The following is a 26,653-nucleotide window of genomic DNA, read 5'->3' as shown; positions in this document are numbered from 1 at the left end:
CCCCGCGTGAGGAGGAACCGTGTTCCGCAGCGAGTACGCAGACGTTCCGCCCGTAGCACTCCCCATCCATGAAGCCGTCCTCGGCCGGGCCGCCGCCTTCGGCGACCAGCCCGCCCTCGTCGACGGCACGGACGGCACCACCCTCACGTACGAACAGGTGGACCGGTTCCACCGACGCCTGGCCGCCGCCCTCGCCGACGCCGGCGTCCGCAAGGGCGACGTCCTCGCCCTGCACAGCCCCAACACGATCGCCTTCCCCACCGCCTTCTACGCGGCCACGCGCGCGGGTGCCGCCGTCACCACCGTGCACCCGCTCGCCACCGCGGAGGAGTTCTCGAAGCAGCTTGAGGACAGCGGCGCCCGCTGGATCGTCACCGTCTCCCCGCTGCTCCAGACCGCCCGCCGGGCCGCCGTGACCGCGGGCGGTGTACGGGAGATCCTGGTCTGCGACAGCGCGCCCGGGCACCGCTCGCTGATCGACCTGCTCGCCACCACCGCGCCGGAACCCGACGTCGCCATCGACCCGGCCGAGGACATCGCCGCACTGCCGTACTCCTCCGGCACCACCGGCACCCCCAAGGGCGTCATGCTCACCCACCGGCAGATCGCCACCAACCTCGCCCAGCTGGAACCCGCCGTCCCCACCGGGCCCGGCGACCGCATCCTCGCCGTCCTGCCGTTCTTCCACATCTACGGCCTCACCGCCCTGATGAACGCGCCCTTGCGGCACGGCGCCACCGTCGTCGTCCTGCCCCGCTTCGAGCTGGAGACCTTCCTCGCCGCGATCGAGACCCACCGCATCACCGGCCTGTACGTCGCCCCGCCGATCGTCCTCGCCCTGGCCAAGCACCCCGCCGTCAGCCGCTACGAGCTGTCCTCCCTCAAGTACGTGATCAGCGCCGCCGCCCCGCTGGACGCACGACTCGCCCTCGCCTGCGCCGAACGCCTCGGCCTGCCCCCGATCGGCCAGGCCTACGGCATGACGGAACTGTCCCCGGGCACCCACGTCGTCCCCCTCGACCGGCTGCGCGAGGCCCCCGCCGGCACGGTCGGCCGGCTCGTCGCCGGCACCGAGATGCGGATCGTCTCCCTGGACGACCCCGGCAAGGACCTCGGCCCCGGCGAGCCCGGCGAGATCCTCATCCGCGGCCCCCAGGTGATGAAGGGCTACCTCGGCCGCCCCGACGCCACCGCCGCCATGATCGACGCCGACGGCTGGCTGCACACCGGCGACGTCGGCCACGTCGACCCCGACGGCTGGCTGTTCGTCGTCGACCGGGTCAAGGAACTGATCAAGTACAAGGGGTTCCAGGTGGCCCCCGCCGAACTGGAGGCCCTCCTGCTCACCCACCCCGGCATCGCCGACGCCGCCGTCATCGGCGCGTACGACGACGACGGCAACGAGATCCCGCACGCCTTCGTCGTCCGCGCCCCCACCGCCGGCGACCTCACCGAGAACGACGTCCTGCTGCACGTCGCCGAACGCGTCGCCCCCTACAAACGCGTCCGCCGCGTCACCTTCGTCGACACCGTCCCCCGCGCCGCCTCCGGCAAGATCCTGCGCCGACAGCTCAGGGAGCACCCATGACGGACCCGACCGCACTGATCGGCCGCACCCGCGCGCGTGGCGTCGACACCCTCAGCCTCGACGCCACCGACACCCGCAACGCCCTGTCGGCGGCCCTGGTCACGGAACTCGCCACCGCCCTCGCCGCCTCCGGCGAGGACCCGGACGTACGGGCCGTGGTCCTCACCCACACCGGTACGACCTTCAGCGCCGGTGCCGACCTGCGCGACCCGCCCGATCCCGACGCCCTCGTGGCCCTCCTCCGGCAGATCACCGAGCTGCCCAAACCGGTCGTCGCCCGCGTCACCGGGCACGTCCGCGCCGGCGGCCTCGGCCTGCTCGCCGCCTGCGACATCGCCGTGGCCGGCCCCGCGGCCACCTTCGCCTTCACAGAGGTACGCATCGGAGTCGCCCCCGCCGTGATCTCCCTCCCGGTGATCCCGCGCACCGACCCCCGCGCCCTCGCCCGCTACTACCTCACCGGCGAACGCTTCGCCCCCGCCGAGGCCGTACGCCTCGGCCTGCTCACGGCCGCGGTGGCGGACGACGCGAAGGACGCGAAGGACGCGAAAGACGTGGACGACGTCCTCGCACCCATCCTGGACGGCCTGCGCCGCTCGTCCCCCGAGGCCCTGGCCGAGACGAAACGGCTGCTCACGGCTAGGGTGCTGGAGACATTCGACCGGGACGCGGCCGGGCTGACCGCGCTCTCGGCCCGGCTGTTCGCCTCCCCTCAGGCCCGGGAGGGGATGACGGCCTTCCTGGAAAGACGTGATGCGGCATGGGTGGTGTGAGTACGACGACCGAACGCGAGCGTGTCCCCAAGCAGGACCGCAGCCGGGCCACCCGGCAGCGGCTCCTGGAAGCCGCCGTGGCCTGCCTCGCCGAGCACGGCTGGGCGGGCTCCACGGTCGCCGCCGTCGCCGAACGCGCCGGCGTCTCCCGGGGCGCCGCCCAGCACCACTTCCCGACCCGCGAGGACCTGTTCACCGCCGCCGTCGAGTACGTCTCCGAGGAACGCTCCCTGGCGCTGCGCGCCCTCTTCCCCGACGGCCCCGCCGACCGCCGGGCCGTGGTGTCCGCCCTGGTCGACCTCTACACGGGCCCTCTCTTCCGCGCCGCCCTCCACCTGTGGGTCGCCGCCTCCGACGAGGAACAGCTGCGCCCCCGGGTGACCGAGCTGGAGGCCCGGGTCGGCCGCGAGACCCACCGCATCGCCGTCGACCTCCTCCACGCCGACGAGTCCCGCCCCGGCGTCCGCGAGACCGTCCAGGGCCTCCTCGACATGGCCCGCGGCCTCGGCCTCGCCAACCTCCTCACCGACGACACCGCCCGCCGCGAACGGGTCGTCGCCCAGTGGGCGGCCCTGCTGGAGGACGCGCTCGGCTAGCGCTCCACGGCGGGGCGTCCGGCCGGGGGTGCTGCCGCGGGGGCGCGTTACCCTTGGCGCATGCTTCCGATGCTCGTTCGCCGACGCCACGTGGACTACGTGCGCGTCACGAGCATGGGCTGTCGGCCCCTCTCCGCCTGACAAGCCCCCCTTTCGCGCTTTTCTTCCCTTTTTCCGGCACCAGGGGGCCGCTCACACCCCTCGGCGGCCACCCGTGCCCCGTACACCCGCGGACGCACCATGACCACGCACACAGCGACGTCGTACCACCAGCTCCCGATCATCGACCTGTCGGCCGCCGACCGCGGTCCCCAGGCCCGCTCCCTCCTCCACGCGCAGCTGCACAGCGCCGCCCACGACGTCGGCTTCTTCCAGCTCGTCGGACACGGCGTGACCCGGGCCGAGACCGACGCGCTGCTCACCGCGATGCGCGCCTTCTTCGCCCTCCCCGAGGCCGACCGGCTCGCCCTGGACAACACCGGCTCCCCGCACTTCCGCGGCTACACCCGCACCGGCGACGAACGCACCGGCGGCGCCCGCGACTGGCGCGACCAGCTCGACATAGGCGCCGAACGCCCCGCCCGGATCCCCGGCCCCGGCGAACCCCCGTACTGGTGGCTCCAGGGTCCCAACCAGTGGCCGGCCGCCCTCCCCGAGCTCCGTACGGCCGCCCTCGCATGGATCGACAGGCTCAGCGACGTCGCCCACCGCCTCCTGCACGAACTCCTGGCCTCGATCGGCGCCCCGGCCGACTTCTACGACCCGGTCTTCGGCCCCTACGCCCACCCGCACCTCAAGCTCGTCCGCTACCCGGGCAGCGCGGGCGACGGCACCGACCAGGGCGTCGGCGCCCACAAGGACTACGGCTTCCTCACCCTGCTCCTCCAGGACACGGTCGGCGGCCTCCAGGTCCAGCGCGAGGACGGCCGCTTCCACGACGTACCGCCCGTCGAGGGGGCGTTCGTCGTCAACCTCGGTGAACTCCTGGAGGTCGCCACCGACGGCTACCTGCTCGCCACCAACCACCGGGTGGTCAGCCCGCCCGGCGCGACGGAACGCTTCTCGGTCCCGTTCTTCTACAACCCCCGCCTGGACGCGAGGATCGCCCCGCTGCCGTTCCCGCACGCGCCGAAGGCCCCCGGCGTCACCACCGACCCGACGAACCCGCTGTACGCCGAGTACGGCTACAACGAACTGAAGGGCAAGCTCAGGGCCCACCCGCTGGTGGCGCGGCGACACCACGGGAGCCTTCTGGCACCGGCGTGAGCAGCCGGCCTCGGGGTGCGGGGCCGCACCGCCTCCACTAGTGGGCGATCTCCCCGTACCCCTCGATGTCCTCGGGCCGCCGCGCCCCCGGCCCCACGTACCGGGCGGAAGGCCGCACCAGCCGCCCGGTCCGCTTCTGCTCCAGGATGTGCGCCGACCACCCGGCCGTGCGGGCACACGTGAACATGGACGTGAACATGTGGGCCGGCACTTCCGCGAAGTCCAGGACGATCGCCGCCCAGAACTCCACGTTGGTGGCCAGCACCCGGTCCGGACGGCGGTTGTGCAGCTCCTCCAGCGCGGCCTTCTCCAACGCCTCGGCGACCTCGAACCGCGGCGCGCCCAGCTCCCGTGCCGTACGCCGCAGGACCCGCGCCCGTGGGTCCTCGGCCCGGTACACCCGGTGCCCGAAGCCCATCAGCCGCTCGCCCCGGTCCAGCGCCTGCCTGACGTAGGCCTCCGCGTCCCCCGTGCGCTCGATCTCCTCGATCATCCCCAGCACCCGCGACGGCGCACCGCCGTGCAGCGGACCGGACATCGCACCCACCGCGCCGGACAGCGCCGCGGCGACGTCCGCACCGGTGGAGGCGATGACCCGCGCCGTGAAGGTGGAGGCGTTCATGCCGTGCTCGGCGGCCGAGGTCCAGTACGCGTCGACGGCCGCGACGTGCTTGGGGTCCGGCTCGCCGCGCCAGCGGATCATGAACCGCTCGACCACGGAAGCGGCCTTGTCGATCTCCCGCTGCGGCACCATCGGCAGCCCCTGGCCGCGCGCGGACTGGGCGACGTACGACAGGGCCATGACGGCGGCCCGCGCCAGGTCCTCCCGGGCCTGCCGCTCGTCGATGTCCAGCAGGGGACGCAGCCCCCAGACGGGGGCGAGCATGGCGAGCGCCGACTGCACGTCCACCCGGATGTCACCGGAGTGCACGGGGATCGGGAACGGCTCGGCGGGCGGCAGACCGGGATTGAAGGCGCCGTCGACCAGCAGACCCCACACGTTCCCGAAGGAGACGTGCCCGACCAGGTCCTCGATGTCGACGCCCCGGTAACGCAGGGCGCCGCCCTCCTTGTCCGGTTCGGCGATCTCCGTCTCGAACGCGACGACTCCTTCGAGCCCGGGTACGAAATCGGACATCAGGCGGCTCCTCGTGATGTGTGGGCGGTGGTCACCCCGGTGATGCCCCGATCCGCCGGTGGTCACCCGTGGTCAACCCAACCGCAAAGGGAGCAGCACGATAACCCCCGGTGCCACGATTGGGGAGACCACACGACACTCAGTGCCATACCCGTTCGATACGGCAAGATGACCGCGTGACCGACCGCGACCCGCTCCTGGATCCCGTCCTCGATCCCGCCGCCATGCGCAAGCAGTACCGGGCCGACGGCCTCGCCGAGGAGGACCTCGCCACCCATCCGATGGACCAGTTCACCCGCTGGTTCGAGGACGCCGCCCGCGCGGCCCTGCACGGCACGCTCTACGAACCCAACGCGATGGTCGTCTCCACCGCGGACGCGCAGGGCCGCCCCAGCTCACGCACGGTCCTGATGAAGCAGTACGACACCGACGGCTTCGTCTTCTTCACCAACTACGACTCCCGCAAGGGCCGCGACCTGGCCGAGAACCCGCACATCTCGCTGCTCTTCCCCTGGCACCCGCTGGCCCGCCAGGTCATCGTCACCGGCACCGCCCGGCGCACCGGCCGCGACGAGACCGCCGCCTACTTCCGCACCCGCCCGCACGGCTCCCAACTGGGCGCCTGGGCCAGCGCGCAGTCCCGGGTGATCACCTCGCGCACCGAACTCGACACGGCCTACGCCGACCTCGCGGCCCGCTACCCCGAGGACGAGAAGGTCCCGGTGCCGCCGCACTGGGGCGGCTTCCGCGTCACCCCGGAGACGATCGAGTTCTGGCAGGGCCGCGTGAACCGCCTCCACGACCGCCTGCGCTACGTGGCCCGGCCGGACGGCACCTGGAAGGTCGAACGCCTCGGCCCCTGACGGGCCCCCACACACGCAGACGACCCGCGGGCTGGGTTCCTCCGAGGAGGAGCCGGCCGGACGTACCGGCAGCCCGCGGGTCGGGTGACTGCTTGGGATTGGCCGGCTGCACGCATCTGTCGCGCGCTGGTCCGGCACCGCACATGGCGTGGTGACGGGCCGCTAGCCCGCAGCCACCTCACGCGTCCGGGATTCACACATCTGCCGGATCACCTCCTTTCACCGTGTAACCGCAACCCTAGGAAGTCGCCGGCGCGGGCTCAACTGTTTTTTCCGGGAACGCCGGCGGCGCGGCTTCGGGTCGCTGCGGTCCGCCGTGTTGTCCGCGCTGCGGAGACCGTGCGATGTGTGCTGGAACGGAGAGGGGGAACGGGTGGGTCGACCTGCGGGTGCCGCTGGATGGGACGGCACATTGATCTCCGGAATCTTCCGGGAACATGCTGTGGGCTGAGTCACGTTCCAGTTGAATGAAGGCCAGTGAGCGAACCGAGCGCCGTGTGTGCGCGGACGCGGCTTCCAGGGGGTCCAGGTGAGTGCTTCGCGACGGAGTGGGGCCACTGACGAGCTGGGGCCGGACGAGCCCGGTGAGCCCGGCGGATCCGATCTGCTCGCCGCACTGCTCGACGGCATGGACGCGGCGCTGTGCGCCTTCGACGCCGACGGGGTCGTGACCCACTGGAACCGGGAGGCCGAGCGGATCCTCGGCTGGACGGCGGCGGAGGCGGTGGGGCGGCACGGGTTCGCCGGATGGGCGGTGCGCACCGCCGACGCCGAGGAGGTGCAGGCCCGGCTGATGTCGGCGATGCGCGCGCCGGGGCGGCAGGTGCACGAGTTCGCGCTCGTCACCAAGGACGGCGGGCGGGTGCTCGTACGGACGCAGTCGGCCGCCGTGCGCGGTCCCGACGGGGAGCCCGCGGGCGTGTACTGCGCGTTCAGCGAGGTGCACGCGCAGATCGACCTGGAGCGGTCGATCGCGCTGAGCGAGGCGCTGTTCGAGACCGCCGCCTGGGGGGTCGTCCTGGTCGACGCGGATCTGCGGCCCGCCGTCGTGAACGCGCACGCGGCGCGGACGCTCGGGGTGGGCCGTACGTCCGTGCTGGGGCGTCCGCTGGGCGAGCTGCTCGCGCAGGGCGTGGAGGAGCTGGAGGCCGCGCTCACCCACGTCCTCGCCGAGGGCGCGCCGCCTGCGCCCGCCGAGATGTGGGTGACCGTGCGGACCCCGGAGGGTGAGAAGCGCCGCTGCTGGCGCAGCGGGTTCGTGCGGCTGGCCTCCCCGCTCGCGGAGGAGCCGGTGCCGCTCGGGGTGGGGTGGCTGTTCGAGGACGTCACCGAGGCCAAGCAGACCGAGCAGGAGGCGTCCCTGCTGCGGTTCCGGACGAACCAGCTGCACCGTGCGGCGCGGGCCGCGGCCGAGTGCGAGGACCCGGTGGAGGCGGCCACCGTCCACCTCGACTTCGCCCTCGCCGGTTTCGCCGACCACGCCCTCGTCGACCGGGTGGCGGGCGCCCCGCGCGCGGAGGGCGCGGAACCCTCCGTGCGGCTGGTGCGGCTCGCCGCGACGCCCGCCGGGGCGCCGGGCCCGAGCCTGCTCACGGGCGCGGCCGGGCTGCCCGTGCGCTACCCGGAGGGGCATCCGGCGCTGCGGTGCGCGGAGCGGGGCGGGACCGTGCGCGCGGACGCCGGGCCGGCCGCGGCGGAGCGGGCGCGGGAGTGGGCGCTGGAGCGGCAGTGGCCCGGCGACGCGGTGCACGCGCTGTGCGCGGTGCTGCGCAGCCGGGGGCGGACGCTGGGCGTGGTGACCTTCCTGCGTGGTGCCGGCCGCAGCCGCTTCGAGCGGTCCGACGCCGCCTACGCGGAGGACGTCGCCGTACGGATCGCGACGGCGCTGGACCTGGCGGAGGCGGTGCGGGGACGGCCGGGGGAGTAGCCGGGGAGGGCCGGAGGAGCGGCCGGGGCCTGCGTGCGAGTCGTGCGGCGGTCCGTGGTCTTCGGCGGCCGGTCCGTGGCGGCCGGTCCGTGGCGGCCGGCCGCACGGCTGTCAGCGGCGGTAGAAGATCCGGTCCCCGTACTCCGCCATCACCCGGCCGTTCCACTCGTGGCCGCCGTCGACGTTGCCGGAGCGCAGCAGCGGGGGCTCGATGCCGCGGTCGGCGAGGGCGGCGGCGGTGGTCGCCATGACGGCCTGCATCAGGGCGGTGGTGACGACGGTGGAGGCGGGGGCGAAGGGCGCCGGGATGGTGTCGAGGGCGAGTTCCGCGTCGCCGACGGCGATCTTCGAGTCGAGGACGACGTCGCAGTGGTCCTTGAGGAAGGTGCCGGAGCTGTGCCGGGACGTCGTCTGCGAGGCGTACGCCACCGAGGTGACGCCGACGACCTTCACGCCGAGGGCGCGGGCGCTCAGGGCCATCTCGACGGGCAGGGCGTTGCGCCCGGAGAGCGAGACGATCACGAGGGCGTCGCCGGCGCGGAGCGGGGAGGTGCCGAGGACGGCGCTCGCGAGTCCGTCGACCCGTTCGAGGGCGGAGCCGAGGGTGGCGGGGGTGACGTCGACGCCGACGACGCCGGGTACGGCGAGCAGGTTCATCAGCGCGAGGCCGCCCGCGCGGTAGACGACGTCCTGGGCGGCCAGCGAGGAGTGCCCGGCGCCGAAGGCGAACAGGCGGCCGCCGGCCGTGACGGTGTCGGCGAGCAGGGTGCCGGCAGCGGCGATGGCCCCGGCCTCCTCGTCACGGACCCGGTGCAGCAGGCCGATGGCGGCGTCGAAGAACAGGTCGGCAGGCGTGCCGTCGCTCATGCGGTGCCCCTTCGCAGCGTCTGTGTCGCGGATCACGGTGCGGTCTGGACCATCTCGGTGTCAATACGACGGCCGGAGCGCGTCCGCGGGCGGCCGGGCGCGGCCACGGGCGGCCCGGGCGCGTCCGTTTTCCCGCTGCCGCCCGCTTGTCAGTGGGATCCGGCAGAATTGGTGCCAGGGCCTGCGCAAGCGGCCGGCTGCCGGCAGAGGTAATCGAGGGGCACGTATGTCCGGACTGATCGACACCACGGAGATGTATCTCCGCACCATCCTCGAACTCGAAGAGGAAGGCGTCGTCCCCATGCGCGCCCGCATCGCGGAGCGGCTGGACCAGAGCGGGCCGACGGTGAGCCAGACGGTGGCGCGGATGGAGCGTGACGGCCTGGTCTCCGTGGCCAGCGACCGGCACCTGGAGCTGACCGACGAGGGCCGTCGGCTCGCGACCCGTGTGATGCGCAAGCACCGCCTGGCGGAGTGCCTGCTCGTGGACGTGATCGGGCTGGAGTGGGAGCAGGTGCACGCGGAGGCGTGCCGCTGGGAGCACGTGATGAGCGAGGCCGTCGAGCGCCGCGTGCTGGAGCTGCTGCGGCATCCGACCGAGTCGCCGTACGGCAACCCCATCCCGGGCCTGGAGGAGCTGGGCGAGAAGGACGGGGCGGACCCGTTCCTGGACGAGAGCATGGTGTCGCTGGCCGACCTGGACCCGGGCACGGACGGCAAGACGGTCGTCGTCCGCCGTATCGGCGAGCCGATCCAGACGGACGCCCAGCTGATGTACACGCTGCGGCGGGCGGGTGTGCAGCCCGGGTCGGTGGTGAGCGTGACGGAGTCGCCCGGTGGCGTGCTGGTGGGCAGCGGCGGCGAGGCGGCCGAGCTGGAGGCGGACATCGCCTCCCACGTGTTCGTCGCCAAGCGCTGAGCAAGGAGAGGGCCCCGGCGCGTGTGGCGCCGGGGCCTGTCCTCCCCTGTGCTGACCCGGAGCCCCGAGCTCTCAGGGTCATCCCCTTCGGACCGTTTTTCCCCGAGCGGTCCGCCTCCTGCCAGAAAGATCCCCTCGGGGGCGGCGATCATTCCTTGGGGGATGTCACTCAAATGAGGGGTGTTGTCCAGGGAGACGGAATTTTCGAATGCGCATTCGATAGCCTGAGGCGGCTGGACGGTACGGGCTGGACGACACCGGCCGACGAGCGGGCGAGCTGACGACACGAGTCGACGACACGAGCTGGACGACGAGGCAGGCGGAGCACTGGGGGGTGCCAGGCCGATGGCACGGCGTATCGATGTGACGGGAGCGGGCGGGCTGCGCCTGGCCGCCTGGGAGTTCGCCGACCCTCCGAAAGCGGAGGCGGAGCCGGGCGGTGGAGCGGCGGCGGAGCCGGGCCCTCCGGGAGTGCTGTTACTCCACGGCCTGATGGGCCGCGCCTCCCACTGGGCGTCCACCGCCCGCTGGCTCGCCGGGCGCCACCGCGCCGTGGCGCTCGACCAGCGCGGCCACGGCCAGAGCGACAAGCCCCCGCCGGCCGCCTACACGCGCGAGGCCTACGTCGAGGACGCCGAGGCCGCCGTGGAACAGCTCGGCCTCGCCCCCGTCGTCCTCGTCGGCCACGCCATGGGCGCGCTGACCGCCTGGCAGCTCGCCGCCAAGCGCCCCGACCTGGTCCGCGGTCTGATCATCTGCGACATGCGGGCCTCCGCGCTCGGCGCGGCCTCGCAGCGCGAGTGGGCCGACTGGTTCACGTCCTGGCCCGTTCCCTTCGCCAGCCTCGCCGACGTCCGCACGTGGTTCGGCGAGGACGACCCCTGGGTGGAGCGGCCCAGCCCGGCGCGCGGCGCGTTCTACGCCGAGGTGATGCACGAGTGCGCGGACGGCTGGCGTCCCGTCTTCGACCCCCGGCACATGCTCAGCTCCCGCGAGACCTGGGTCTACGACGCCCACTGGGAGGAACTGGCCCAGGTGCGCTGCCCGACCCTGGTGGTGCGCGGGGTGGACGGCGAGCTGGGGAGGGCGGAGGCGCAGGAGATGGTGCGGGTGCTGCCGCGGGGCGAGTACGCGGAGATCGCCGACGCCGGCCACCTCGCGCACTACGACACGCCGGTGGCCTGGCGGGGTGCCGTCTCACCGTTTCTCGACGGCCTGCTCGGGGACTGAGCCGCCTGCGCGTCCGCCGGGTCCCCTTCGCCGGCGGACGCGGGAAACCGCGCGGACGGCCACGACGGGGCCACGGTCACCGACGGCCCGGAACGGCCGGACGAGCGGGCGAACCGGCTACCGGTCCCTCCCGCACGCATAGGCCAGCGCCGAGATCAGCTCCTCCGCGTCCGGCAGCCACCGGTTCGCCGGCGTCGGCCGGCAGGCCCACTGCACGGCCCCCCGCGATCCGAACCGCGTGGGCGGAGCGGCGACGTACGCGCCCTCGCCCTGCGTCACCAGGTCCAGCGACGACGGCGACCAGCCGAGCCTGCGCACCAGCTCCGGCACCTTCGCGGAGGCGCCGGGCAGCACGAAGAAGTGCATCCGCCGGTCCGGGGTCAGGGTGACCGGCCCGAGCGTCAGCTCCATCCGCTCCATCCGGGCCAGCGCCAGGAAGCCCGCGCTCTCCGGGACGGACAGCGTGTCGAAGGTCCGCCCCGTCGGCAGCAGGATCGACGCCGTCGGCTGCTTGTGCCACATCCGGCGCGCGACGGTCGCGCTGCCGGTCGCCTGGGTCGCCCAGTCGGGGCGCGTGGGGTGCGCACCCGGCGCAGGGCAGGAGGCGTCACCGCACGAGCAGCGCTGCATCCCGTCGACGGCTTCCAGCCAGGTGCCCGGGAACACGTCCCAGTGCCGCTCCTCGGCGTACCGCACGGCGGTCTCCAGCAGCGTTTCCCCGCGCTGCTGCGGAATGTGACCGGCCATCTGACTGTTCTGGGCGCCCGCGATCGTCTCTTCCACGTTCCACTCAACTCCCACGGTCACCACGAGTTACGGCTGTACCGCGCGCGGGGGAGGAGCATCGCTTCCGCAGTCGGGGCGCATGGGTGCACGTCCGGGGGCGCGTGGGAGGAGACGGGGCGTGCGATGGGTAGCCAGGGAAGGGGGGCAACCGTCTTTACCCCGGCAAACCGCACATGTCACGCATTGACGGTATGTCAGCTGGGCAGTGATCTTCCCGGCCGGAACATTCCGTGCTCCGGAAGATCCCGACACGTTCCAGGGGACCGCAACGCAGGGGGTAGCAATGGCCGCAAGGCCTCTCGTGGCGAGGCAGCCGAACGAACGGCTGCAGGCACTCATCCAGGAAGCGGGGTGCTCGAACGCCGGGCTGGCCCGGCGGGTCAACATGTGCGGCGCCGAGCACGGGCTCGACCTGCGCTACGACAAGACGTCCGTGGCCCGCTGGCTGCGCGGCCAGCAGCCGCGGGGCCGGGCCCCGGCGATCATCGCCGAGGCGCTCGGGCGCAAGCTCGGCCGGACGGTCACGATCGACGAGATCGGCATGGCCAACGGCAAGAACCTCGCCTCGGGAGTCGGTCTCCAGTTCTCGCCGACGGTGCTGGGAGCCATCGAGCAGGTCTGCGAGCTGTGGCGCAGCGACGTGGGGCGCCGGGACTTCCTGTCCGGCTCCTCCGTCGCCGCCTCCGCGCTGGTCGAGCCCAGCCGCGACTGGCTGATCTCGGCGCCGGACGCCCAGGTGGCCCGGCAGGCCGGCCCGCGCGTGGGCCAGGCCGACGTGGCCGCCGTACGGTCCATGACCCAGGCGCTGGTGGACCTCGACCACCAGTACGGCAGCGGGCACGTCCGCCCGGTCGTCGTGCACTACCTCAACAGCGTCGTCTCCGGGCTGCTCGCGGGCTCGTACCGGGAGGCGGTCGGCCGGGAACTCTTCGCCGCCGTCGCCCGGTTGACCGAGCTGGCCGGGTACATGGCCGTCGACACCGGCCAGCCGGGCCTCGCGCAGCGGTACTACATCCAGTCGCTGCGGCTCGCACAGGCCGCCGGGGACCGCGGGTACGGCGGCTATGTCCTCGCCGCCTCCATGAGCCACCTCGCCGCGCAGCTCGGGAACCCGCGCGAGATCGCCCAGTTGGCGCGGGCGGCGCAGGAGGGGGCGCGCGGGCACGTGACCCCGCGCGCGGAGGCGATGTTCCACGCCGCCGAGGCACGCGGGCACGCCCTGCTCGGTGACGTGCGTGCCGCGCAGGCGGCCGCCGGCCGGGCGGTCGACGCGATGGAGCGCGCGGACGGCGCCGCCGGGGACGACCCGGTGTGGATCAGGCACTTCGACGACGCCTACCTCGCCGACGAGCTGGCGCACTGCCACCGCGACCTGGGGCAGCCCGAGCAGGCGGCGCGGTACGCCGAGCAGTCGCTGGCCGGGCACCCCGAGTCCCGGGCCCGCCGGCGTGCCATCGGCTACGTGCTGCTCGCCACGGCCCAGGTGCAGCAGCGCGAGATCGAGCAGGCCTGCAGCACCGGTACGAGAGCGGTGGAGCTGCTGGAGACGCTCCGCTCCAACCGGGGCGCGGAGTACCTGGAAGACCTCCAGCAGCGACTGGAGCCGTTCCGTGAGGAGGCGGTGGTGAGGGAGTTCGGCGCGCGCCTCGACCTGCAGCAGGCCGCGTGAACACCGGCCCCGCGCGGGCGTGAACGGGAGGGAAACGGCACCCGGAGTGCGCCGGGGTGCCATGAACAGCGCATCGCGGGGCCGACGTGTTACTGCCGTCACAGGGAAGGAGGTCGCGTCCTGCGCTGCGTGGCACGCGGCTCGGGGGACCCGGTAGCGTGAGCCGACGATTCACAAGGTCCCCCATTAGTAGGAGTCCCGGTGACGCAGAGTGGACAGGGCGAGGAGCCCTCGGCGCGGCCCGCGCGCGAAGGCATCGTGCTGCCCTCCGACGGAGGCGAGCCCCTGCTGCCGGGCATGACCGCGACGCCCGCCCCCGCCGGCCCGGCCGGCGGACAGGCCTGGGACGGTTCCTGGGGCCCCGCCGGGCAGACGCCCGAGCAGGCCCCCGGGCAGGACCAGGGCTGGGCCCCCTCCGCGGCCCCGCAGTGGACCGGCTCCCAGCAGCCCCCGTCCGCCGCCAACCCGGGCCCGCTGCCCCCGGAGGGCGCCCCGGCCCCGTCGTACGGCGGCCAGGCACCGGCCTACGGCGGCCCCGGATCCTCCTACGGCGGCCAGGCACCGTCCTACGGCGGCCAGGCCGCGCCGGGCGGCTACGAGGCGGCCCGGCAGCAGCCCGCGTACGGCACCGCCGACGCTCACCAGCAGCACCAGCAGCACCAGCAGCACCAGCAGCAGGGACAGCAGGCGTCCCATGGTCAGCATCCGTACCCGCCCGCAGCCGCCCCGCTGCCCCCGGCGGCGGACGGCGCGACCCAGTACCTGCCGCCGGTGCAGGCCGCACCGTCCGAAGGCGCCACCCAGTACATACCGCCGGTCCCCGCGGACCCGGCGGCGGCCTCCGTCCACGAGGCGGCCACCCAGTACATCCCGCCCGCCAGTCAGTACATCCCGCCCGCCACCCAGCACCTCCCGCCCGCCACCTCAGGCGCGCTTCCGCCGGAGTCGGCCGGCGAGGAGACCCGGTACCTGGGCCAGGTGCCCCGGCAGGCGGCGCCCGCGCCCTCCGACGCCGAGGCCACCCAGTACATCCCGCCCTACACCGCCCAGGCGCGGGGGCAGGGCGGGGACCGGCAGCCGCCCGCCGAGTTCGACAACCTCTTCCGCGGCGGCCCCGCCGGCGGTGACGGTCCGGCCGGGTCCACCCAGCAGCTCCCGCGCGTCCAGCAGCCGGACGCCTACCCCGGCCCGGGCCCGGCGTCGTACCGCCCGGCGCAGTCGTCGTACGACGACGGGACGTACGACGACGACGGTGGCGGGCGGCGCCGGTCGCGGGTGCCGCTGATCGCCGCGGTCGGCGTGGGCCTCGTCGTGCTCGGCGTCGGCGCCGGCGCGCTGCTCAGCACCGGGGGCGGCAGCGACAAGGGCGGGGACGACAAGACGGTCGCCGCCGCCTCCCCGTCCACCCAGGACTCCGCCTCGCCCGCCGTCGACCCCGCCCGGCAGCAGGCGGTCGAGCTGGACAAGCTCCTCGCGGACAGCGGCAGCAGCCGGTCCTCGGTCATCCAGGCGGTGGCCGACGTCAAGCGGTGCGACAACCTCGACCAGGCCGCCGCCGATCTGCGGGACGCGGCCGGGCAGCGCGGCCAGCTGGTCACCCGGCTCGGCAAGCTGTCCGTGGACAAGCTCCCGGGCAACGCCGACCTGACGGCCGCGCTGACCAAGGCCTGGCAGGCGTCCGCCGCGGCCGACAACCACTACGCGGCCTGGGCCGACCAGGCCAAGAACCGCAGGGTCTGCCACAAGGGGCACGCCCGCACCACCGGGGAGACCCAGGCCGGCAACCGGGAGAGCGGCACCGCCAGCGCGCAGAAGACGAGGGCGGCGGCGCTGTGGAACACCATCGCGCAGAAGTACGGCCTGACCCAGCGCCAGCCCACCCAGCTGTGACCGCCCCGCCGGGCCCCTCCCCGCGACCGCAGCCGTGGCCGTGGCGTCGGCGCGGGGCCCGTCACGGCACGTCGGCCGCCTCCAGCGTCGAGGTCATGTCGGCGATGCCGTCGGCACCGCCGATGCCCCTGCGGGCCGCGACCAGCTTGCCGTCCCGCACCACCTGGAGGGTGACGTCGGCGTTCACCAGCCGCGGGAAGCCGACCGCGGCGAGCCTGCCCTCGTAGGGCCAGTGCAGGGTCGGGGTGAGACCGCCGGTGGAGACCCGCAGGCCGTCGTTGAGGGTGCGGCGCACGGCGTCGGCGCTCACCTCGCCGTCGCCGATCCTCTCCAGGGCGGCCCGGAGCACGGTGTAGGCGATCCACGTGGTCTGCACACCGGCGTCCGCGGGGTCGATGCGGTTGTCGCCGAAGGCCGCCTCGTTGATCACCTTCTTCATGGGGTCCCAGCGCGGGTCGGAGGCGACCGGGTACCAGCCGGTGATGTACGCCCCCTCGTACGGCCCCGACGCCCCGCCCGTGGCGTTGATCACGGTCTGGTCGACGCTGCCGAGCACGGTCGCGGTCCGCACCTTCGGGAAGTTCTGCCGGGCCCGCCGGAAGGAGTCCATGAAGGTGTCCGTGCGGTCCCCGAGCGCGGGCACCACGCACCCCTCCCTCTCCGCCCCCTTGGTGGCGTAGCGCAGCGCCTGCTCGGACTGGCCGGCGTACTCGGTGGCGTCGTCGGCGGCGAGCTGGTCGCCGGCGTCCGGGTGGCCGCCCGTCTTCAGGCCCGAGTCGAGCATCGCGGGCAGCTGGTCGCCGGCGATGCTGTCGGGGCGGACCAGGGCGACGTGGCCGCAGGTGGTGGCGAGGGCCTTGCCGAGGCCGGCCAGGAGGGCGGGCTGGCCGCCGTTGACCGGGTACGACATGGCGCCGGTGAACTCGTCGTTGGTGACGCCGTAGCCGCCGATGTAGGGGATGCCGGCGCCTTCCAGCGGGGCCAGGTAGGAGTCGCCGAACTGGCTGTAGGAGCCGACGACCGCGACCACGTTCTCGTCCGCCGCACGCCGGGCGCACCGGGCGGCGCCCACGCCGTCGTTGTGGTCGTTGCAGGTCAGCACCTCCAGCCGGCGGCCGTTGATGCCGCCGTGGGCGTTGACCCACTTCGCGTAGGCGCGGGCCATCGCGGGCATGCCCGGCTTGTTGGTGGCGTCGGTGTCCTGCGGGGCCCAGGTCATCACCTTGACCGGGTCGTCCCCGGAGCCCCCCGTGGCACCGGGGACGACCCCGCATGCGGCGGTGAGCGACGCGCAGAGGGCCAGGGCGCCCCCGGCGAGGGCGGTGGCCCGGACGGGGCGGGGAAGGGCGGGGAGGAACGTACTGCGGGTGCGTCGCCTGCCGGTCATGTACCCGCACGATTCCCTCACAGGACCAACCTGGGAGTGACCCTGGGTCGACGAAAGGTGACCCGGAGGTGAATTGGAGGGGCCGGAACGGGAGGGGCCGGCGAGGCCGGTGCGGCGGGGAACGTACGATCGATGACCGTGCAAGGTTCGGAGAACTCTTCCCGTCGCGGCCGTCGCTCCTCCACCATGGGCGGCATGCCCCTGAACGACATGCCGTGGTGGCGGTGGCGCAGCAACGTGCGCTCGGCGCTGCACATGCTCTCGGACCCGGTGTTCCAGCGAGACGTCTGGCTGGCCGGCACGGACGGCTACGGCGACGTCACGGACGCCGTGTACCGGCTGGTGGAGGACACCTGGCTGGACAACTGGTCGGCCGAGAAGTACGTCGGCACCATATTCCGGGACTCGCAGGAGGCGGCGCTCGTCGACACCGCCGTGCTGCGGGTGCTGCGGATCATGCACCAGGTGGGCCCGGACGCGCCGGTCTCCGCCTACCTGGACCACCCGGGCTGGCCGGACGCGGTGCGGGCGGCGCGTGACGCGCACGTGCGGATGTCGGCGAGCGACGGGGAGGACCCGGACGCGGCGCCGAAGAGCCTGGAAGTGCTGCGGATCCTGACGAGGTCCTGAACGGGTTCCTGACGAGGTCCGCGTGGCGGACGGCGATCCCCGCGGGGTGGCCGGTATGGGACCCTGTGGTGCATGACCGAACAGTCCGCCTCCTCCGCCGCCGCCACCCCGGCCGACCAGTACGTCCTCACGCTCTCCTGCCCGGACAAAAAGGGCATCGTGCACGCCGTGTCCAGCTATCTGTTCATGACCGGCTGCAACATCGAGGACAGCCAGCAGTTCGGCGACCACGACACGGGACTGTTCTTCATGCGCGTCCACTTCTCGGCCGAGGCGCCGGTGACGGTGGACAAGCTGCGGGCGAGCTTCGCGGCGATCGGTGACACCTTCCACATGGACTGGCAGATCCACCGGGCCGACCAGAAGATGCGCATCGTGCTGATGGTCAGCAAGTTCGGGCACTGCCTGAACGACCTGCTGTTCCGGGCGCGGATCGGTGCGCTGCCGGTGGAGATCGTGGCTGTGGTCTCCAATCACACCGACTTCGAAGAACTGGTGGCCTCCTACAACATCCCCTTCCACCACATCCCGGTGACGAAGGAGAACAAGGCGGAGGCCGAGGCGAAGCTGCTGGAGCTGGTGCGCGAGGAGAAGGTCGAGCTGGTCGTCCTCGCCCGCTACATGCAGGTGCTCTCGGACGACCTGTGCAAGCAGCTCAGCGGCCGGATCATCAACATCCACCACTCCTTCCTGCCGAGCTTCAAGGGCGCCAAGCCGTACCACCAGGCGCACGCCCGGGGCGTGAAGCTGATCGGCGCGACGGCGCACTACGTCACCGCGGACCTCGACGAGGGACCGATCATCGAGCAGGAGGTCGAGCGCGTCGGCCACGGCGTGACGCCGGACCAGTTGGTGGCCATCGGGCGCGACGTGGAGTGCCAGGCGCTGGCGCGGGCCGTGAAGTGGCACGCGGAACGACGCATTCTGCTCAATGGGCGGCGGACGGTGGTGTTCGCCTGAGGAGGCGGCGCGCCTACTCGGGCACCGTGAAGTAGCGGGCGAACGCGGGGACGACGTCCGGCTCGCCGACCGTTCCGTCGCCGTCGGTGTCCAGGGCGGCGGCGATCGCCTCGGCCTGGTCCGCCGGGACGTGCAGGACGCGGAGCACCCGCGCCGCGTCGGCGACACGGGCCCTGCCGTCCTCGCCGTCGCCCGCCACCGCCAGGGCCGCGTGCAGGAAGGGACGGGCGATCTCGGCGAAGCGGTCGGGGTTGTCGCGCAGCCGCTTGACCGCGCCGTCGACGAACTCCTCGCGCGTGATGCGCTGGTCGCCGTCCCGGTCCGCGATGCCGGCCATGCCCTGCCAGAACGCCTCCGCTCCGGCGTACAGCGCCTGGCCCCTGTCGGAGCGCGCGGGCACGCCGAACTCGGCGAGCAGTGCCTTGGCCGCCGCGCTGAAGTCCTCACGGTCGATGGAGCCGTTGCCGTCCTGGTCGAAGGTGGCGAACCGGGCGGCGATCCTGCGCTCGTACTCGGTGCTGACCATGGCTGTTCGGGCCGCCTTCCGTTGACGTGGGGGTTGGTCCGGGTGGGAGCGTACGTCGCGGGGGGCGGGAAGGTGGCGGCGAAGCGGCGGTTGTGCCAAGACCGGGGGAATTCCGCGACAACTGTGTGGCGTCGGGCCGGGAAACGTGCTCAGGCCGACAGGGGGTCCGCGTCATCGGTGGTGGCGGACTCGACGTCGGGGCGGACGTCGAAGAGCCGGCGGACACCGAGCGCGCCGAGGACCCGGTTGACGTGCGAGCCGTCCTCGGCGCCCCGGTCCGGCAGGATCAGCCGCAGCCGTCCCCGGCAGGAGCGGATCAGCCGACGGGCGGCGATGAGGACGCCGACCCCGCTGGAGTCGCAGAAGAACACGTCGGAGAGGTCCACGACGAGGCTGTGGTGCCCCTCGGCGACGATGTCGTGCACCCGTTGGCGCAGTACCGGAGAGGTCATCAGGTCCAGTTCCCCGGAGACCCGGAGCACGGCCCACTCGCCCCGTTCGGCGCCGGTCACCTTGAATGTCACGGCCATGCCCCTCCGCTCGCCGGATCCCGCGGAACCGCCCGGAAACGGAAGCAGTTCCTACGTTTCATTCCGCGCGGCTGCCCAGCGGCCGTTCCCTGAAACGTGGTGTGGCAAACGGCAGGTGATCCACAAGGGGCTTGTTTCGGTCACTATCGATCGTGTTCGATCAGAGGTGTACGCGCCTGGTGTGAAGGTTGTGTGAAGAGGGCACTATCACCTGCGGCGTCGCCGGGGGCGCACATTGCCCCAAAGGGGCGTGCGTTGTCGGACGTGCCGACTACATTCGAGAGGACAGGACCGACAGGCTGGACGGGCCGGACACGGTGAGGGGAGGGGACCGCATGGCCGGGAAGGACGTACCGCCCCGCTGGGACCGCAAGATGCAGCAGCGGCTCGCGCGCGGAGAGGCGGCCGCCCTCGGAGAGCTGTACGACCGCTTCGCCTCCCTCGTGCACAGCCTCGCCCACCGCGTCCTCGCCGACGAACAGGCCGCCGACGCCGTCACCCGCGAGGTCTTCGCCCACGTCTGGGAGCACCCCGAGACCTACGACCCCCGGCAGGGACCCCTGCGCTCCTGGGTCGCCGCCGTCACCCACCGGGTCGCCGTGCAGCGGCTGCGGGACCGGGAGGAACGGGAGCAGCCGCGGCGCGAGGAACTGGAGAGCACCGTCCGCCGCGCCTCCGTCGCCGCCCGCGCCGACTACATCGTCCACTCCATGCCGGCCCCGCTGCGCGCCGCCCTGGACCGGGCCTACGTCCAGCGCCTCGACTACCGCCAGACCGCGGCCGACCTCGGCGTCACCGAGGAGGAGGCCCGCCGCCGGCTCCGCCTCGGCCTCCAACTCCTCTCCACCGCCCACGACACCGGCACACCGCCGGGATACCGGGGTGCGGTGTGACGGGGGCGGGTGGGTTCGGGGCACGGGACGGGTACGACGAGCACGACGGCCGGGGAGGGGAAGGGCGCCGCGGGGATGACGCGCACGACGAACGGCCTCACGGCGGACGGTCACACGGGGAAGCCGGCTCGAGCGGGCCGGGCGCGGCGGACGAGGGGCGCTTCCCTGACGGTCGTCACGGCGCGTCCGACAGCGGTGCCGGACACGGCGGTTCCGGCCGCCCCGGCGGTTCCGGTGGCGCCGGTGACGCGGGGCACGGCGGAGTCGGCGGGAACGGACCCGCGCACGCCCCGCGCATACCCACGCCCCGCACCTCCGTGGAGGACAGCGGGGTTCCGCTGCCCGACCTCGCCGACCTGGGGGACCTCGCACCCGTGCCGCTCGACCTGTCGCACGACGTCCTGAAGTCGCTGCTCGGTGCCTGGGCGCTGGCCGCCTGTTCGGCGGCGGAGACGGCGGCCGTGGAGGAACACCTGGGTGACTGCGGCGCGTGCGCCGACGAGGCCCGCCGGCTGCGCGAGGCGGTCGGCCTGCTGCACCAGCCGGAGAGCCTGGACCTGGACCCCGGGCTGCGCACGCGCGTCCTGGAGAGCTGCCTGAACCGCCGGCCGCCGCGCATTCCGGTGCCCGACTGGGCGGCGCCGTACGACGCCGAGACCGCGCGGCTGGACGCGCTGCTCCAGGACTTCGGCGACGCGGAGTGGCACGCGCCGGTGCGGCTGCGCTGGTTCGAGCGGGACACGCAGACGAGCCGTCGTACGACCGTCGCCGGGGTGATCGCGCACCTGCTGTCGGTGGACGGCCTGATCGCCGCCGCGCTCGGCCTGGAGGACCCGCTGGCCGGTGTCGCCGGGGCCGCGCAGCCGGATGCCGCGGGCCCGGCCGGCCGTACGGAGGCGTTCTGGCGGGCCTCGCACTTCCCGCCGACGCGGTCGGTACGGGGGCCGTGGCGGGAGCAGAGCCACAGCCTGGTGCGGACGGTGTCCTTCACCGGCGGTCACGCGGGCGGCCTCGAGGTGTCGTACGGCGACTTCGCACTGCCGCTGCACGACGCGATGCTGGACCGCGCCTTCGAGTGCTGGGTGCACGCCGCGGACATCGCGGAGGCGGTGGACTACCCGTACAAGCCGCCGGCGCCGCGCCACCTCCACCGGATGATCACCCTCGCGGCCCGCCTGCTGCCGACGGTACTCGCCGAGCGCCGCCGTGCGGGCCTGTCCGCGCCGGGGTACCGGACCCCGCACCTGGTTCCGGCCGGAGCGCCCGGCCGCAGCCTGCGCCTGGAGATCGAGGGCGCGGCCGGCGGTGAGTGGCTGATCCCGCTGGACTCACCGGCCGCGGTCGGTTCCGCGGAGCTGGAGGTGGCCCATGTGGCCCTGGACGGCGTGGAGTTCTGCCACCTGGCCGCCGGCCATGTGTCACCGGAGGACGCGGCGGTGGGCCAGAACGGCGACCGCCAGGCGATCAGGGACGTCCTGTTCGCGGTGGCCTCGCTGAGCCGGATGTGAGGGGCACGGGGCCCGGCTCACCGTGACCCGGCCTCGTCGCGCGGCGGGTCGGACCCGGCACAGGCGTCGGCGACGGCGCGCGTGTCCCAGTAGAACGGCCGGACCTCGGTGATCCGCCCGTCCCTGACCGTGATCGCCTGCAGGATCGGAAAGTCGAGTTCACGGCCCGTCGCGCGAGCGCGAGCACGAACCCGTGTGAGCACGACGGCGGTTTCACCGGTGGCGAGGAACTCCTGCTCCAGCATCTCGAACGACTCCCACACCTCTCCCATCCTGTGGAAGAACCGGGCCATGCCGTCGTGCCCGCGCCACGTGCCGCCGTAGGGCAGAGCCTCTGCCTGATGCAGCCGGACATCCGGTGCGAAGAAGGGGGCGAGCAGGTCGAACGAGGCCTCGCCGGGGCCTCCTGCCGCCAGGTACTGAGCCTCGGCCGCGTACATGCCGGCGAGAACTCTCGTCGACTCGGTGGGGGATGACATCGTCATGCCGCCAGCATGAGCACCACGGTGAACCCTTACCGGCGGCATTCGGACGTCATCCGCGCAGTGGTCGGCCCCCGGCGGATGGCGGGCCCCCGACCCGCCCGGCTCAGGCGGATTCGAGGACCGGGCGGATCTCGACGGTCTCCGGGGTGGGGAGGCTCCTGGCGAGTTCGACGGCCTCGTCGAGGTCGGCGACGTCGACGACGAACCAGCCTCCGAGAGACTCCTCACCCGGCTGTGCGGGCCCGTCGGTCACGGCCGGTGTGCCGTCGGCCGCCGTGCGCACCGTCACCGGGGCTGTGTGCTCGGTCTCCAGGGCCTCGCCGCCGACCAGCTTCCCCGCCGCGGCAAGGCCGCCGATCCAGCTTTCGTACGCCTTGCGGTAGGCGGACCGGTCGGCCCGGATCCGGCGGCGTGACGCGTCCGTCTCGAAGATCACGAGTGCGCATTTCATGCAGGCTCCTCCCGGACCGCCGCACGGGCGGCCACCGGTGAACGTGTGGTGGGGACGGCCGCTCAGGTGCCGCGGTCCCGCGAAGACGATGAGGGCCGAGCGCGCCGGTCTCCCGTGCGCCGCCCAGGGTGCCCCAGGGGGCGTCAGAGGGGCTTCCCCACGCCGTGCTCGGCGGCGACGCGGGCGATGTCGTCGGGGGTTCCGGCCATGATGGTCCGGGCGTGTTCGGTGACGAGGGCGGCGGGCCAGTCCCACCACGCGGCGCGCTGCAGGCGCTCGATGTCCGCGTCGTCGAACCGCTGCCGGATCGGCCGGGCCGGGTTGCCGCCGACGATCGTGTAGGGCGGGACGTCGGCGGTGACCACCGCGCCGGCCGCGACGACGACGCCGTCACCGATGCGGACGCCGGGCATGACGGTCGCCCCGTGACCGATCCAGACGTCGTTGCCGATCACCGTGTCACCGCGGCTGGGCATGGAGGTGACGATGTCCAGGGTCTCCTCGGCCCAGCGGCCGCCGAACATGGTGAACGGGAACGTGGACACGCCCATCGTCGGATGCTCCGCGCCCGCCATCAGGAACCTGGTTCCCATGGCGATCGCGCAGTACTTGCCGATGACCAGTCGTTCGGGGCCGTACGCGTACAGGACGTTGCGGCGCTCGAACTCGGTGGCCCCGTCCGGGTCGTCGTAGTACGTGTACTCGCCCACGACGACGTTCGGCGAGGTGACCAGGGGTTTGAGGAACACCACCCGGTCGTGCGCGGGCAGCGGGTGGACGGTGGTGGGATCAGGTGACAAGGGATCTTCCTTGGGACGTTCGGCCCGTGGCCTTCGGGATGTGGTCGGCGGCTGTCCTCGCCAGGGTGGTCAGGCGCGGACGGAAGGGGTGACCCATTCGACGAACTGGATGACCACTCCGTTCGGGTCCTGGATCTGGAACAGCCGCTCGCCCCACGGCTCTTCGCGCAACGGCATGGTGATCTCGACCCCCTCGGCGCGCAGTCGCCTCTCCTCGTCGTCGATGCGGGTGCCGGTGAAGGCGAGGATCACTCCGGAGGCGTGCTGGTCGCGCTGTTCCGCCGGCAGCACGTCGGTGCCGCGTGCGAGCAGGACCACGTCCACCGCGGCGCCGCCGCGGGTCAGGGAGGCGAAGCCCTCGGCGGCGGCCTGTTCGGCGTAGCCGAGGTGGCGGGTGAAGAACCGCTGGGACGCGGCGACGTCGTCGACGGTGAGGCTCACGGTGGACGCGGTGATCTGCACGGCGGTTCTCCTCGGAGACGCGGAACGGTCTGCCCCGGTGGGCCAGGGCGAGCCGAACCGGCCCACCCCCGACGCAAACTTACGACGGACGTAAAGTTATCCGGACCGACCCAAGGGTGTCAACATAAAAATGCTACGAGGGTAAGATTGCTCCATGTCTACTGACGCCGCCTCGCCCGCGCAGCCGGCCGGCCTCCGCGAAACGAAGAAGCAGGAGACCCGGCAGCTCATCTCCGACCACGCCACCCGTCTCTTCGTCGACCAGGGCTTCGAGCGGACCACGATCGCCGAGATCGCCGCCGCCGCACGCGTCGCCAAGAAGACGGTGACCAACTACTTCCCGCGCAAGGAGGACCTGGCGCTCGACCACCAGGACGCGTTCATCGCGTCCCTGGCGGACACGGTGGCCGCCCGGCGCCCGGGCGAGTCCGCACTGGCGGCGCTGCGGCGCGCCTTCGCCGACGCCGTCGCGACCAGGGACCCGGTCTCCGGATTCTCCGGCCCGGCCTTCGCCCGCATGATCACCGACAGTCCCACCCTCACGGCCTGCCTGCGCGGCCTGCACGACCAGCGTGAACGCGCCCTCGCCGACGCCCTCGCGGCGGCCGTCGGCGCACCAGGGGACGACATCACCGTCCAGACGGCCGCCGGGCTGCTCGGCGCCGTCCACCGCATCCTGTTCCAGCGCATCCAGGAGCTCACCCTGGCCGGGCATCCCGACGACGACATCGCCGACACCGTCACCGCGGAAGCCGCCGACGCCTTCGGCCTGCTCGAACCGGCCCTCGCCGGCTACGCCGTCGCCTGAACCGCCGTCCCGGCGAACGGGACCGGCGAGTCGGGCGGGTCACCGGGTCCGGGCGCGCGCGCCGGAGGGAGGGCGAGCCCGTGGCGGCGCCGTCACGGCAGCGGTCCTGAGAACCGCTCCCGCAGCTTGTACTTCAGCACCTTGCGCAACGTGTCGTTCCGCGGCAACGCCTCCACCACCTCCAGCCGCTCCGGCAGCTTGTGCACGGACAGCCCCTTCGCGCGGAGGAAGGAGACGACCTCCGGCAAGGTCGGCGGGTCCGCGTCCGGGAGCTGTTCGAGCACCGCGCAGACCATCTCCCCGCGGTCGTGGTCCGGGAGTCCGATCACGGCCGCGTCGGCCACCGCCGGATGCGCGGTGAGGAGGTCCTCGATCTCCCGGGCGGAGATGTTCTCGCCCTTGCGGATGATCACGTCCTTGAGGCGGCCGGTGAGGACCAGGTGGCCGGAGTCGGTCAGCCGGCCCAGGTCGCCGGTGCGCAGGAAGCCCTCCGCGTCGAAGGCCGCGGCCGTCTGGGCGGGGTCCAGGTAACCCCGGCAGACGGCCTCGCCGCGCAGGCGTACCTCGCCGTCCACGATGCGGATCTCCATGGCGGCCGGGGGGCGGCCCTCGGTCGTCGCCAGGTTCTCCGGGGTGTCCTCCGGATCGCCCATGGTGATCATCGGGACCTCGGTCATGCCGTAGCCGTGGGTGAGCTGGACGCCCATCTCGCGGACCACGCAGTGGTACAGCGCTGGCGGCTTGGGGGCGCCGCCGCCCGCGAGGAGCCGCAGGGTGGGGATCACCTTCACCCCCGGCCGCCTGCGCTGCTCGGCGAGGAGCATCGAGTAGAAGGCCGTGGAACCGCCGGCCACCGTCACCCCGTGCCGCCGGTACTCCGCCAGCGCCTCCGGCAGCGAGAAGTGCTCGAACATCACCGCCGGGAAGCCGTACAGCAGGAGCATCACCGTGTAGTCGGGGCCCGCTATGTGGGCGTAGGGGAAGGCCATCGAGCCGACGTCGTCCGACGACAGCCGCAGGGCGTGGGCCAGGCAGGAGCCGCCCGCGACGAGGGAACGGTCGGTGTGCAGGACGCCCTTGGGGTCGGAGGTCGTCCCGGAGGTCCAGTAGATCCAGCGGACCGAGGTGCCCTCGGCGGGAGGAGGGGGGAGCGTGGCCGGGTCGCCGTCGGGGAGGGTGTCGTACGCCTCGAAGACGCCTCTCGCGCCGAGCCGCCGCGCCATCTCCGTGTGGTCGTGGCCGCGCCAGACGCCCGGTACGGCGAAGAACTCCGCCTTCGACTCGCGCAGCGCGAAGCCGACCTCGCGGTCCCGGTAGAAGGGGATCAGCGGGGACTGTACGGCGCCCAGGCGGGCCAGGGCGAAGGACAGCAGGGCGGTCTCGATGCGGGTGGGCAGCTGCCAGGCGACCACCGTGCCGGGGCGCACGCCCATGCCGTACAGGCCGGCCGCGACGCGTTCGGAGCGGGTGCGCAGGGCGTCGAACGTGAGGGCGCGGTCCCCCTGGAGCAGGACCGGGCGGTCGGGGGTGAGGGCGGCCCGGCGGGTGACCAGCTCCCACAGTGTGCGGGCGGAACTCAGGGCGTGCGGGGTCTCGTTCACGGCTGCCCCCTGCTTGGCTGACGACTCGTCAGCTGCCATGCTATCTGACGGCCCATCAGATCAGCAGAGTCCAGTCGAGCAGCCGAGCAGGCGACGCACC

26 protein-coding genes are annotated in these 26,653 nt (G+C 73.2%); 15 read left to right on the top strand and 11 right to left on the bottom strand.

The features are described 5' to 3' along the window. Positions 1 to 19: 19 nt before the first annotated feature. The 4 genes from ACZ4VF_RS23960 to ACZ4VF_RS23945 all read left to right on the top strand — a co-directional run bounded on the left by ACZ4VF_RS23960 (position 20) and on the right by ACZ4VF_RS23945 (position 4,223). The gene (locus ACZ4VF_RS23960) at positions 20 to 1,588 is read left to right on the top strand and encodes a 4-coumarate--CoA ligase family protein (protein WP_467928395.1); all 1,569 of its coding nucleotides are present in this window, start codon (positions 20 to 22) and stop codon (positions 1,586 to 1,588) included. Further along, positions 1,585 to 2,361, top strand: coding sequence for an enoyl-CoA hydratase family protein (locus tag ACZ4VF_RS23955; RefSeq protein WP_467928394.1), 777 nt, complete (start codon positions 1,585 to 1,587; stop codon positions 2,359 to 2,361). The genes ACZ4VF_RS23960 and ACZ4VF_RS23955 overlap by 4 nt, the downstream gene beginning before the upstream one ends. Next, positions 2,349 to 2,957: a TetR/AcrR family transcriptional regulator gene (locus tag ACZ4VF_RS23950; protein WP_467928392.1), complete on the top strand. Its 609-nt coding sequence runs from the start codon at positions 2,349 to 2,351 to the stop codon at positions 2,955 to 2,957. The genes ACZ4VF_RS23955 and ACZ4VF_RS23950 overlap by 13 nt, the downstream gene beginning before the upstream one ends. Before the next feature lie 240 nt (positions 2,958 to 3,197). Continuing rightward, complete coding sequence (locus tag ACZ4VF_RS23945) at positions 3,198 to 4,223, top strand: isopenicillin N synthase family dioxygenase (RefSeq protein WP_467928391.1); 1,026 nt, start codon at positions 3,198 to 3,200, stop codon at positions 4,221 to 4,223. Positions 4,224 to 4,260: 37 nt separating this feature from the next. Here the strand turns inward: ACZ4VF_RS23945 and ACZ4VF_RS23940 are convergent, their stop codons facing one another. Next, positions 4,261 to 5,361 carry a citrate synthase 2 gene (locus ACZ4VF_RS23940; protein WP_467928390.1) on the bottom strand — a complete coding sequence of 367 codons (1,101 nt, stop codon included), beginning with the start codon at positions 5,359 to 5,361 and terminating at the stop codon, positions 4,261 to 4,263. Positions 5,362 to 5,537: 176 nt separating this feature from the next. On the opposite strand from ACZ4VF_RS23940, the gene pdxH reads away from it, so the two are divergent. Together pdxH and ACZ4VF_RS23930 are read left to right on the top strand one after the other, a co-directional pair. Further along, complete coding sequence (gene pdxH / locus ACZ4VF_RS23935; RefSeq protein WP_467928389.1) at positions 5,538 to 6,224, top strand: pyridoxamine 5'-phosphate oxidase; 687 nt, start codon at positions 5,538 to 5,540, stop codon at positions 6,222 to 6,224. Positions 6,225 to 6,753: 529 nt separating this feature from the next. Continuing rightward, on the top strand, positions 6,754 to 8,151 hold the full coding sequence (locus ACZ4VF_RS23930; protein WP_467928387.1) for a PAS domain-containing protein: 1,398 nt from the start codon (positions 6,754 to 6,756) through the stop codon (positions 8,149 to 8,151). Between the two features lie 111 nt (positions 8,152 to 8,262). On the opposite strand, the gene ACZ4VF_RS23925 is transcribed toward ACZ4VF_RS23930, so the two are convergent. After that, positions 8,263 to 9,018, bottom strand: coding sequence for an SIS domain-containing protein (locus ACZ4VF_RS23925; RefSeq protein WP_467928386.1), 756 nt, complete (start codon positions 9,016 to 9,018; stop codon positions 8,263 to 8,265). Positions 9,019 to 9,244: 226 nt separating this feature from the next. On the opposite strand from ACZ4VF_RS23925, the gene ACZ4VF_RS23920 reads away from it, so the two are divergent. Continuing rightward, positions 9,245 to 9,937: a metal-dependent transcriptional regulator gene (locus ACZ4VF_RS23920; RefSeq protein WP_059250541.1), complete on the top strand. Its 693-nt coding sequence runs from the start codon at positions 9,245 to 9,247 to the stop codon at positions 9,935 to 9,937. A 345-nt stretch (positions 9,938 to 10,282) separates the two neighbouring features. After that, positions 10,283 to 11,167, top strand: coding sequence for an alpha/beta fold hydrolase (locus ACZ4VF_RS23915; RefSeq protein WP_467928385.1), 885 nt, complete (start codon positions 10,283 to 10,285; stop codon positions 11,165 to 11,167). A gap of 117 nt (positions 11,168 to 11,284) precedes the next feature. Here the strand turns inward: ACZ4VF_RS23915 and ACZ4VF_RS23910 are convergent, their stop codons facing one another. Further along, on the bottom strand, positions 11,285 to 11,950 hold the full coding sequence (locus tag ACZ4VF_RS23910) for a bifunctional DNA primase/polymerase (RefSeq protein WP_467928384.1): 666 nt from the start codon (positions 11,948 to 11,950) through the stop codon (positions 11,285 to 11,287). Positions 11,951 to 12,236: 286 nt separating this feature from the next. Here ACZ4VF_RS23910 and ACZ4VF_RS23905 point away from each other — a divergent pair, with 286 nt between their 5' ends. Continuing rightward, positions 12,237 to 13,622, top strand: coding sequence for a transcriptional regulator (locus ACZ4VF_RS23905; protein ID WP_467928382.1), 1,386 nt, complete (start codon positions 12,237 to 12,239; stop codon positions 13,620 to 13,622). A gap of 201 nt (positions 13,623 to 13,823) precedes the next feature. Beyond that, positions 13,824 to 15,512, top strand: coding sequence for a hypothetical protein (locus ACZ4VF_RS23900; protein WP_467928381.1), 1,689 nt, complete (start codon positions 13,824 to 13,826; stop codon positions 15,510 to 15,512). A gap of 61 nt (positions 15,513 to 15,573) precedes the next feature. Here ACZ4VF_RS23900 and ACZ4VF_RS23895 read toward each other — a convergent pair whose 3' ends face one another. Continuing rightward, positions 15,574 to 16,899, bottom strand: a complete 1,326-nt coding sequence (locus ACZ4VF_RS23895) for an ABC transporter substrate-binding protein (protein WP_467928380.1) — start codon at positions 16,897 to 16,899, stop codon at positions 15,574 to 15,576. 132 nt (positions 16,900 to 17,031) lie between these two features. On the opposite strand from ACZ4VF_RS23895, the gene ACZ4VF_RS23890 reads away from it, so the two are divergent. Together ACZ4VF_RS23890 and purU are read left to right on the top strand one after the other, a co-directional pair. After that, a complete protein-coding gene (locus ACZ4VF_RS23890) occupies positions 17,032 to 17,529 on the top strand; it encodes an SCO4402 family protein (protein WP_467928379.1) in 498 nt (165 codons plus the stop codon). A gap of 72 nt (positions 17,530 to 17,601) precedes the next feature. Continuing rightward, a complete protein-coding gene (purU, locus tag ACZ4VF_RS23885; protein WP_467928378.1) occupies positions 17,602 to 18,489 on the top strand; it encodes a formyltetrahydrofolate deformylase in 888 nt (295 codons plus the stop codon). A gap of 13 nt (positions 18,490 to 18,502) precedes the next feature. Here purU and ACZ4VF_RS23880 read toward each other — a convergent pair whose 3' ends face one another. Together ACZ4VF_RS23880 and ACZ4VF_RS23875 are read right to left on the bottom strand one after the other, a co-directional pair. Further along, positions 18,503 to 19,015 carry an EF-hand domain-containing protein gene (locus tag ACZ4VF_RS23880; RefSeq protein ID WP_467928376.1) on the bottom strand — a complete coding sequence of 171 codons (513 nt, stop codon included), beginning with the start codon at positions 19,013 to 19,015 and terminating at the stop codon, positions 18,503 to 18,505. Between the two features lie 149 nt (positions 19,016 to 19,164). Beyond that, on the bottom strand, positions 19,165 to 19,545 hold the full coding sequence (locus ACZ4VF_RS23875; protein WP_467928375.1) for an STAS domain-containing protein: 381 nt from the start codon (positions 19,543 to 19,545) through the stop codon (positions 19,165 to 19,167). 335 nt (positions 19,546 to 19,880) lie between these two features. Here ACZ4VF_RS23875 and ACZ4VF_RS23870 point away from each other — a divergent pair, with 335 nt between their 5' ends. Continuing rightward, the gene (locus tag ACZ4VF_RS23870) at positions 19,881 to 20,438 is read left to right on the top strand and encodes a sigma-70 family RNA polymerase sigma factor (RefSeq protein ID WP_467928374.1); all 558 of its coding nucleotides are present in this window, start codon (positions 19,881 to 19,883) and stop codon (positions 20,436 to 20,438) included. Then, the gene (locus tag ACZ4VF_RS23865) at positions 20,435 to 21,946 is read left to right on the top strand and encodes a zf-HC2 domain-containing protein (protein ID WP_467928373.1); all 1,512 of its coding nucleotides are present in this window, start codon (positions 20,435 to 20,437) and stop codon (positions 21,944 to 21,946) included. Before ACZ4VF_RS23870 ends, ACZ4VF_RS23865 begins: the two co-directional genes overlap by 4 nt. A gap of 17 nt (positions 21,947 to 21,963) precedes the next feature. On the opposite strand, the gene ACZ4VF_RS23860 is transcribed toward ACZ4VF_RS23865, so the two are convergent. The 4 genes from ACZ4VF_RS23860 to ACZ4VF_RS23845 all read right to left on the bottom strand — a co-directional run bounded on the left by ACZ4VF_RS23860 (position 21,964) and on the right by ACZ4VF_RS23845 (position 24,144). Further along, positions 21,964 to 22,431, bottom strand: a complete 468-nt coding sequence (locus tag ACZ4VF_RS23860; RefSeq protein ID WP_467928371.1) for a nuclear transport factor 2 family protein — start codon at positions 22,429 to 22,431, stop codon at positions 21,964 to 21,966. A gap of 103 nt (positions 22,432 to 22,534) precedes the next feature. After that, complete coding sequence (locus ACZ4VF_RS23855) at positions 22,535 to 22,882, bottom strand: YciI family protein (RefSeq protein ID WP_467928370.1); 348 nt, start codon at positions 22,880 to 22,882, stop codon at positions 22,535 to 22,537. A gap of 143 nt (positions 22,883 to 23,025) precedes the next feature. Next, positions 23,026 to 23,682, bottom strand: a complete 657-nt coding sequence (locus ACZ4VF_RS23850) for a CatB-related O-acetyltransferase (RefSeq protein ID WP_467928369.1) — start codon at positions 23,680 to 23,682, stop codon at positions 23,026 to 23,028. Positions 23,683 to 23,751: 69 nt separating this feature from the next. Next, positions 23,752 to 24,144: a VOC family protein gene (locus tag ACZ4VF_RS23845; RefSeq protein WP_467928367.1), complete on the bottom strand. Its 393-nt coding sequence runs from the start codon at positions 24,142 to 24,144 to the stop codon at positions 23,752 to 23,754. A 154-nt stretch (positions 24,145 to 24,298) separates the two neighbouring features. Here ACZ4VF_RS23845 and ACZ4VF_RS23840 point away from each other — a divergent pair, with 154 nt between their 5' ends. Beyond that, positions 24,299 to 24,952, top strand: a complete 654-nt coding sequence (locus tag ACZ4VF_RS23840; protein ID WP_467928366.1) for a TetR/AcrR family transcriptional regulator — start codon at positions 24,299 to 24,301, stop codon at positions 24,950 to 24,952. Positions 24,953 to 25,044: 92 nt separating this feature from the next. On the opposite strand, the gene ACZ4VF_RS23835 is transcribed toward ACZ4VF_RS23840, so the two are convergent. Continuing rightward, positions 25,045 to 26,553 carry a class I adenylate-forming enzyme family protein gene (locus ACZ4VF_RS23835; RefSeq protein ID WP_467928364.1) on the bottom strand — a complete coding sequence of 503 codons (1,509 nt, stop codon included), beginning with the start codon at positions 26,551 to 26,553 and terminating at the stop codon, positions 25,045 to 25,047. Positions 26,554 to 26,653: the final 100 nt, after the last annotated feature.

The organism is Streptomyces sp. NPDC029151 (assembly GCF_055564315.1).
The sequence above is the reverse complement of the archived record's forward strand: the minus strand, read 5'-3'. Positions and strand labels throughout refer to the sequence as shown.

What these genes read in the sequence shown, in the direction of transcription:
- ACZ4VF_RS23905 (WP_467928382.1), top strand. Translation starts at nt 12,237, where the DNA reads ATGGCCGCAAGGCCTCTCGTGGCGAGGCAGCCGAACGAACGGCTGCAG.
- ACZ4VF_RS23915 (WP_467928385.1), top strand. Translation starts at nt 10,283, where the DNA reads ATGGCACGGCGTATCGATGTGACGGGAGCGGGCGGGCTGCGCCTGGCC.
- ACZ4VF_RS23940 (WP_467928390.1), bottom strand. Translation starts at nt 5,361, where the DNA reads ATGTCCGATTTCGTACCCGGGCTCGAAGGAGTCGTCGCGTTCGAGACG.
- ACZ4VF_RS23895 (WP_467928380.1), bottom strand. Translation starts at nt 16,899, where the DNA reads ATGACCGGCAGGCGACGCACCCGCAGTACGTTCCTCCCCGCCCTTCCC.
- ACZ4VF_RS23925 (WP_467928386.1), bottom strand. Translation starts at nt 9,018, where the DNA reads ATGAGCGACGGCACGCCTGCCGACCTGTTCTTCGACGCCGCCATCGGC.
- ACZ4VF_RS23875 (WP_467928375.1), bottom strand. Translation starts at nt 19,545, where the DNA reads ATGGCCGTGACATTCAAGGTGACCGGCGCCGAACGGGGCGAGTGGGCC.
- ACZ4VF_RS23855 (WP_467928370.1), bottom strand. Translation starts at nt 22,882, where the DNA reads ATGAAATGCGCACTCGTGATCTTCGAGACGGACGCGTCACGCCGCCGG.
- ACZ4VF_RS23890 (WP_467928379.1), top strand. Translation starts at nt 17,032, where the DNA reads ATGACCGTGCAAGGTTCGGAGAACTCTTCCCGTCGCGGCCGTCGCTCC.
- purU (WP_467928378.1), top strand. Translation starts at nt 17,602, where the DNA reads ATGACCGAACAGTCCGCCTCCTCCGCCGCCGCCACCCCGGCCGACCAG.
- ACZ4VF_RS23945 (WP_467928391.1), top strand. Translation starts at nt 3,198, where the DNA reads ATGACCACGCACACAGCGACGTCGTACCACCAGCTCCCGATCATCGAC.
- ACZ4VF_RS23920 (WP_059250541.1), top strand. Translation starts at nt 9,245, where the DNA reads ATGTCCGGACTGATCGACACCACGGAGATGTATCTCCGCACCATCCTC.
- ACZ4VF_RS23840 (WP_467928366.1), top strand. Translation starts at nt 24,299, where the DNA reads ATGTCTACTGACGCCGCCTCGCCCGCGCAGCCGGCCGGCCTCCGCGAA.
- ACZ4VF_RS23950 (WP_467928392.1), top strand. Translation starts at nt 2,349, where the DNA reads ATGGGTGGTGTGAGTACGACGACCGAACGCGAGCGTGTCCCCAAGCAG.
- ACZ4VF_RS23860 (WP_467928371.1), bottom strand. Translation starts at nt 22,431, where the DNA reads ATGACGATGTCATCCCCCACCGAGTCGACGAGAGTTCTCGCCGGCATG.
- ACZ4VF_RS23870 (WP_467928374.1), top strand. Translation starts at nt 19,881, where the DNA reads ATGGCCGGGAAGGACGTACCGCCCCGCTGGGACCGCAAGATGCAGCAG.
- ACZ4VF_RS23955 (WP_467928394.1), top strand. Translation starts at nt 1,585, where the DNA reads ATGACGGACCCGACCGCACTGATCGGCCGCACCCGCGCGCGTGGCGTC.
- ACZ4VF_RS23880 (WP_467928376.1), bottom strand. Translation starts at nt 19,015, where the DNA reads ATGGTCAGCACCGAGTACGAGCGCAGGATCGCCGCCCGGTTCGCCACC.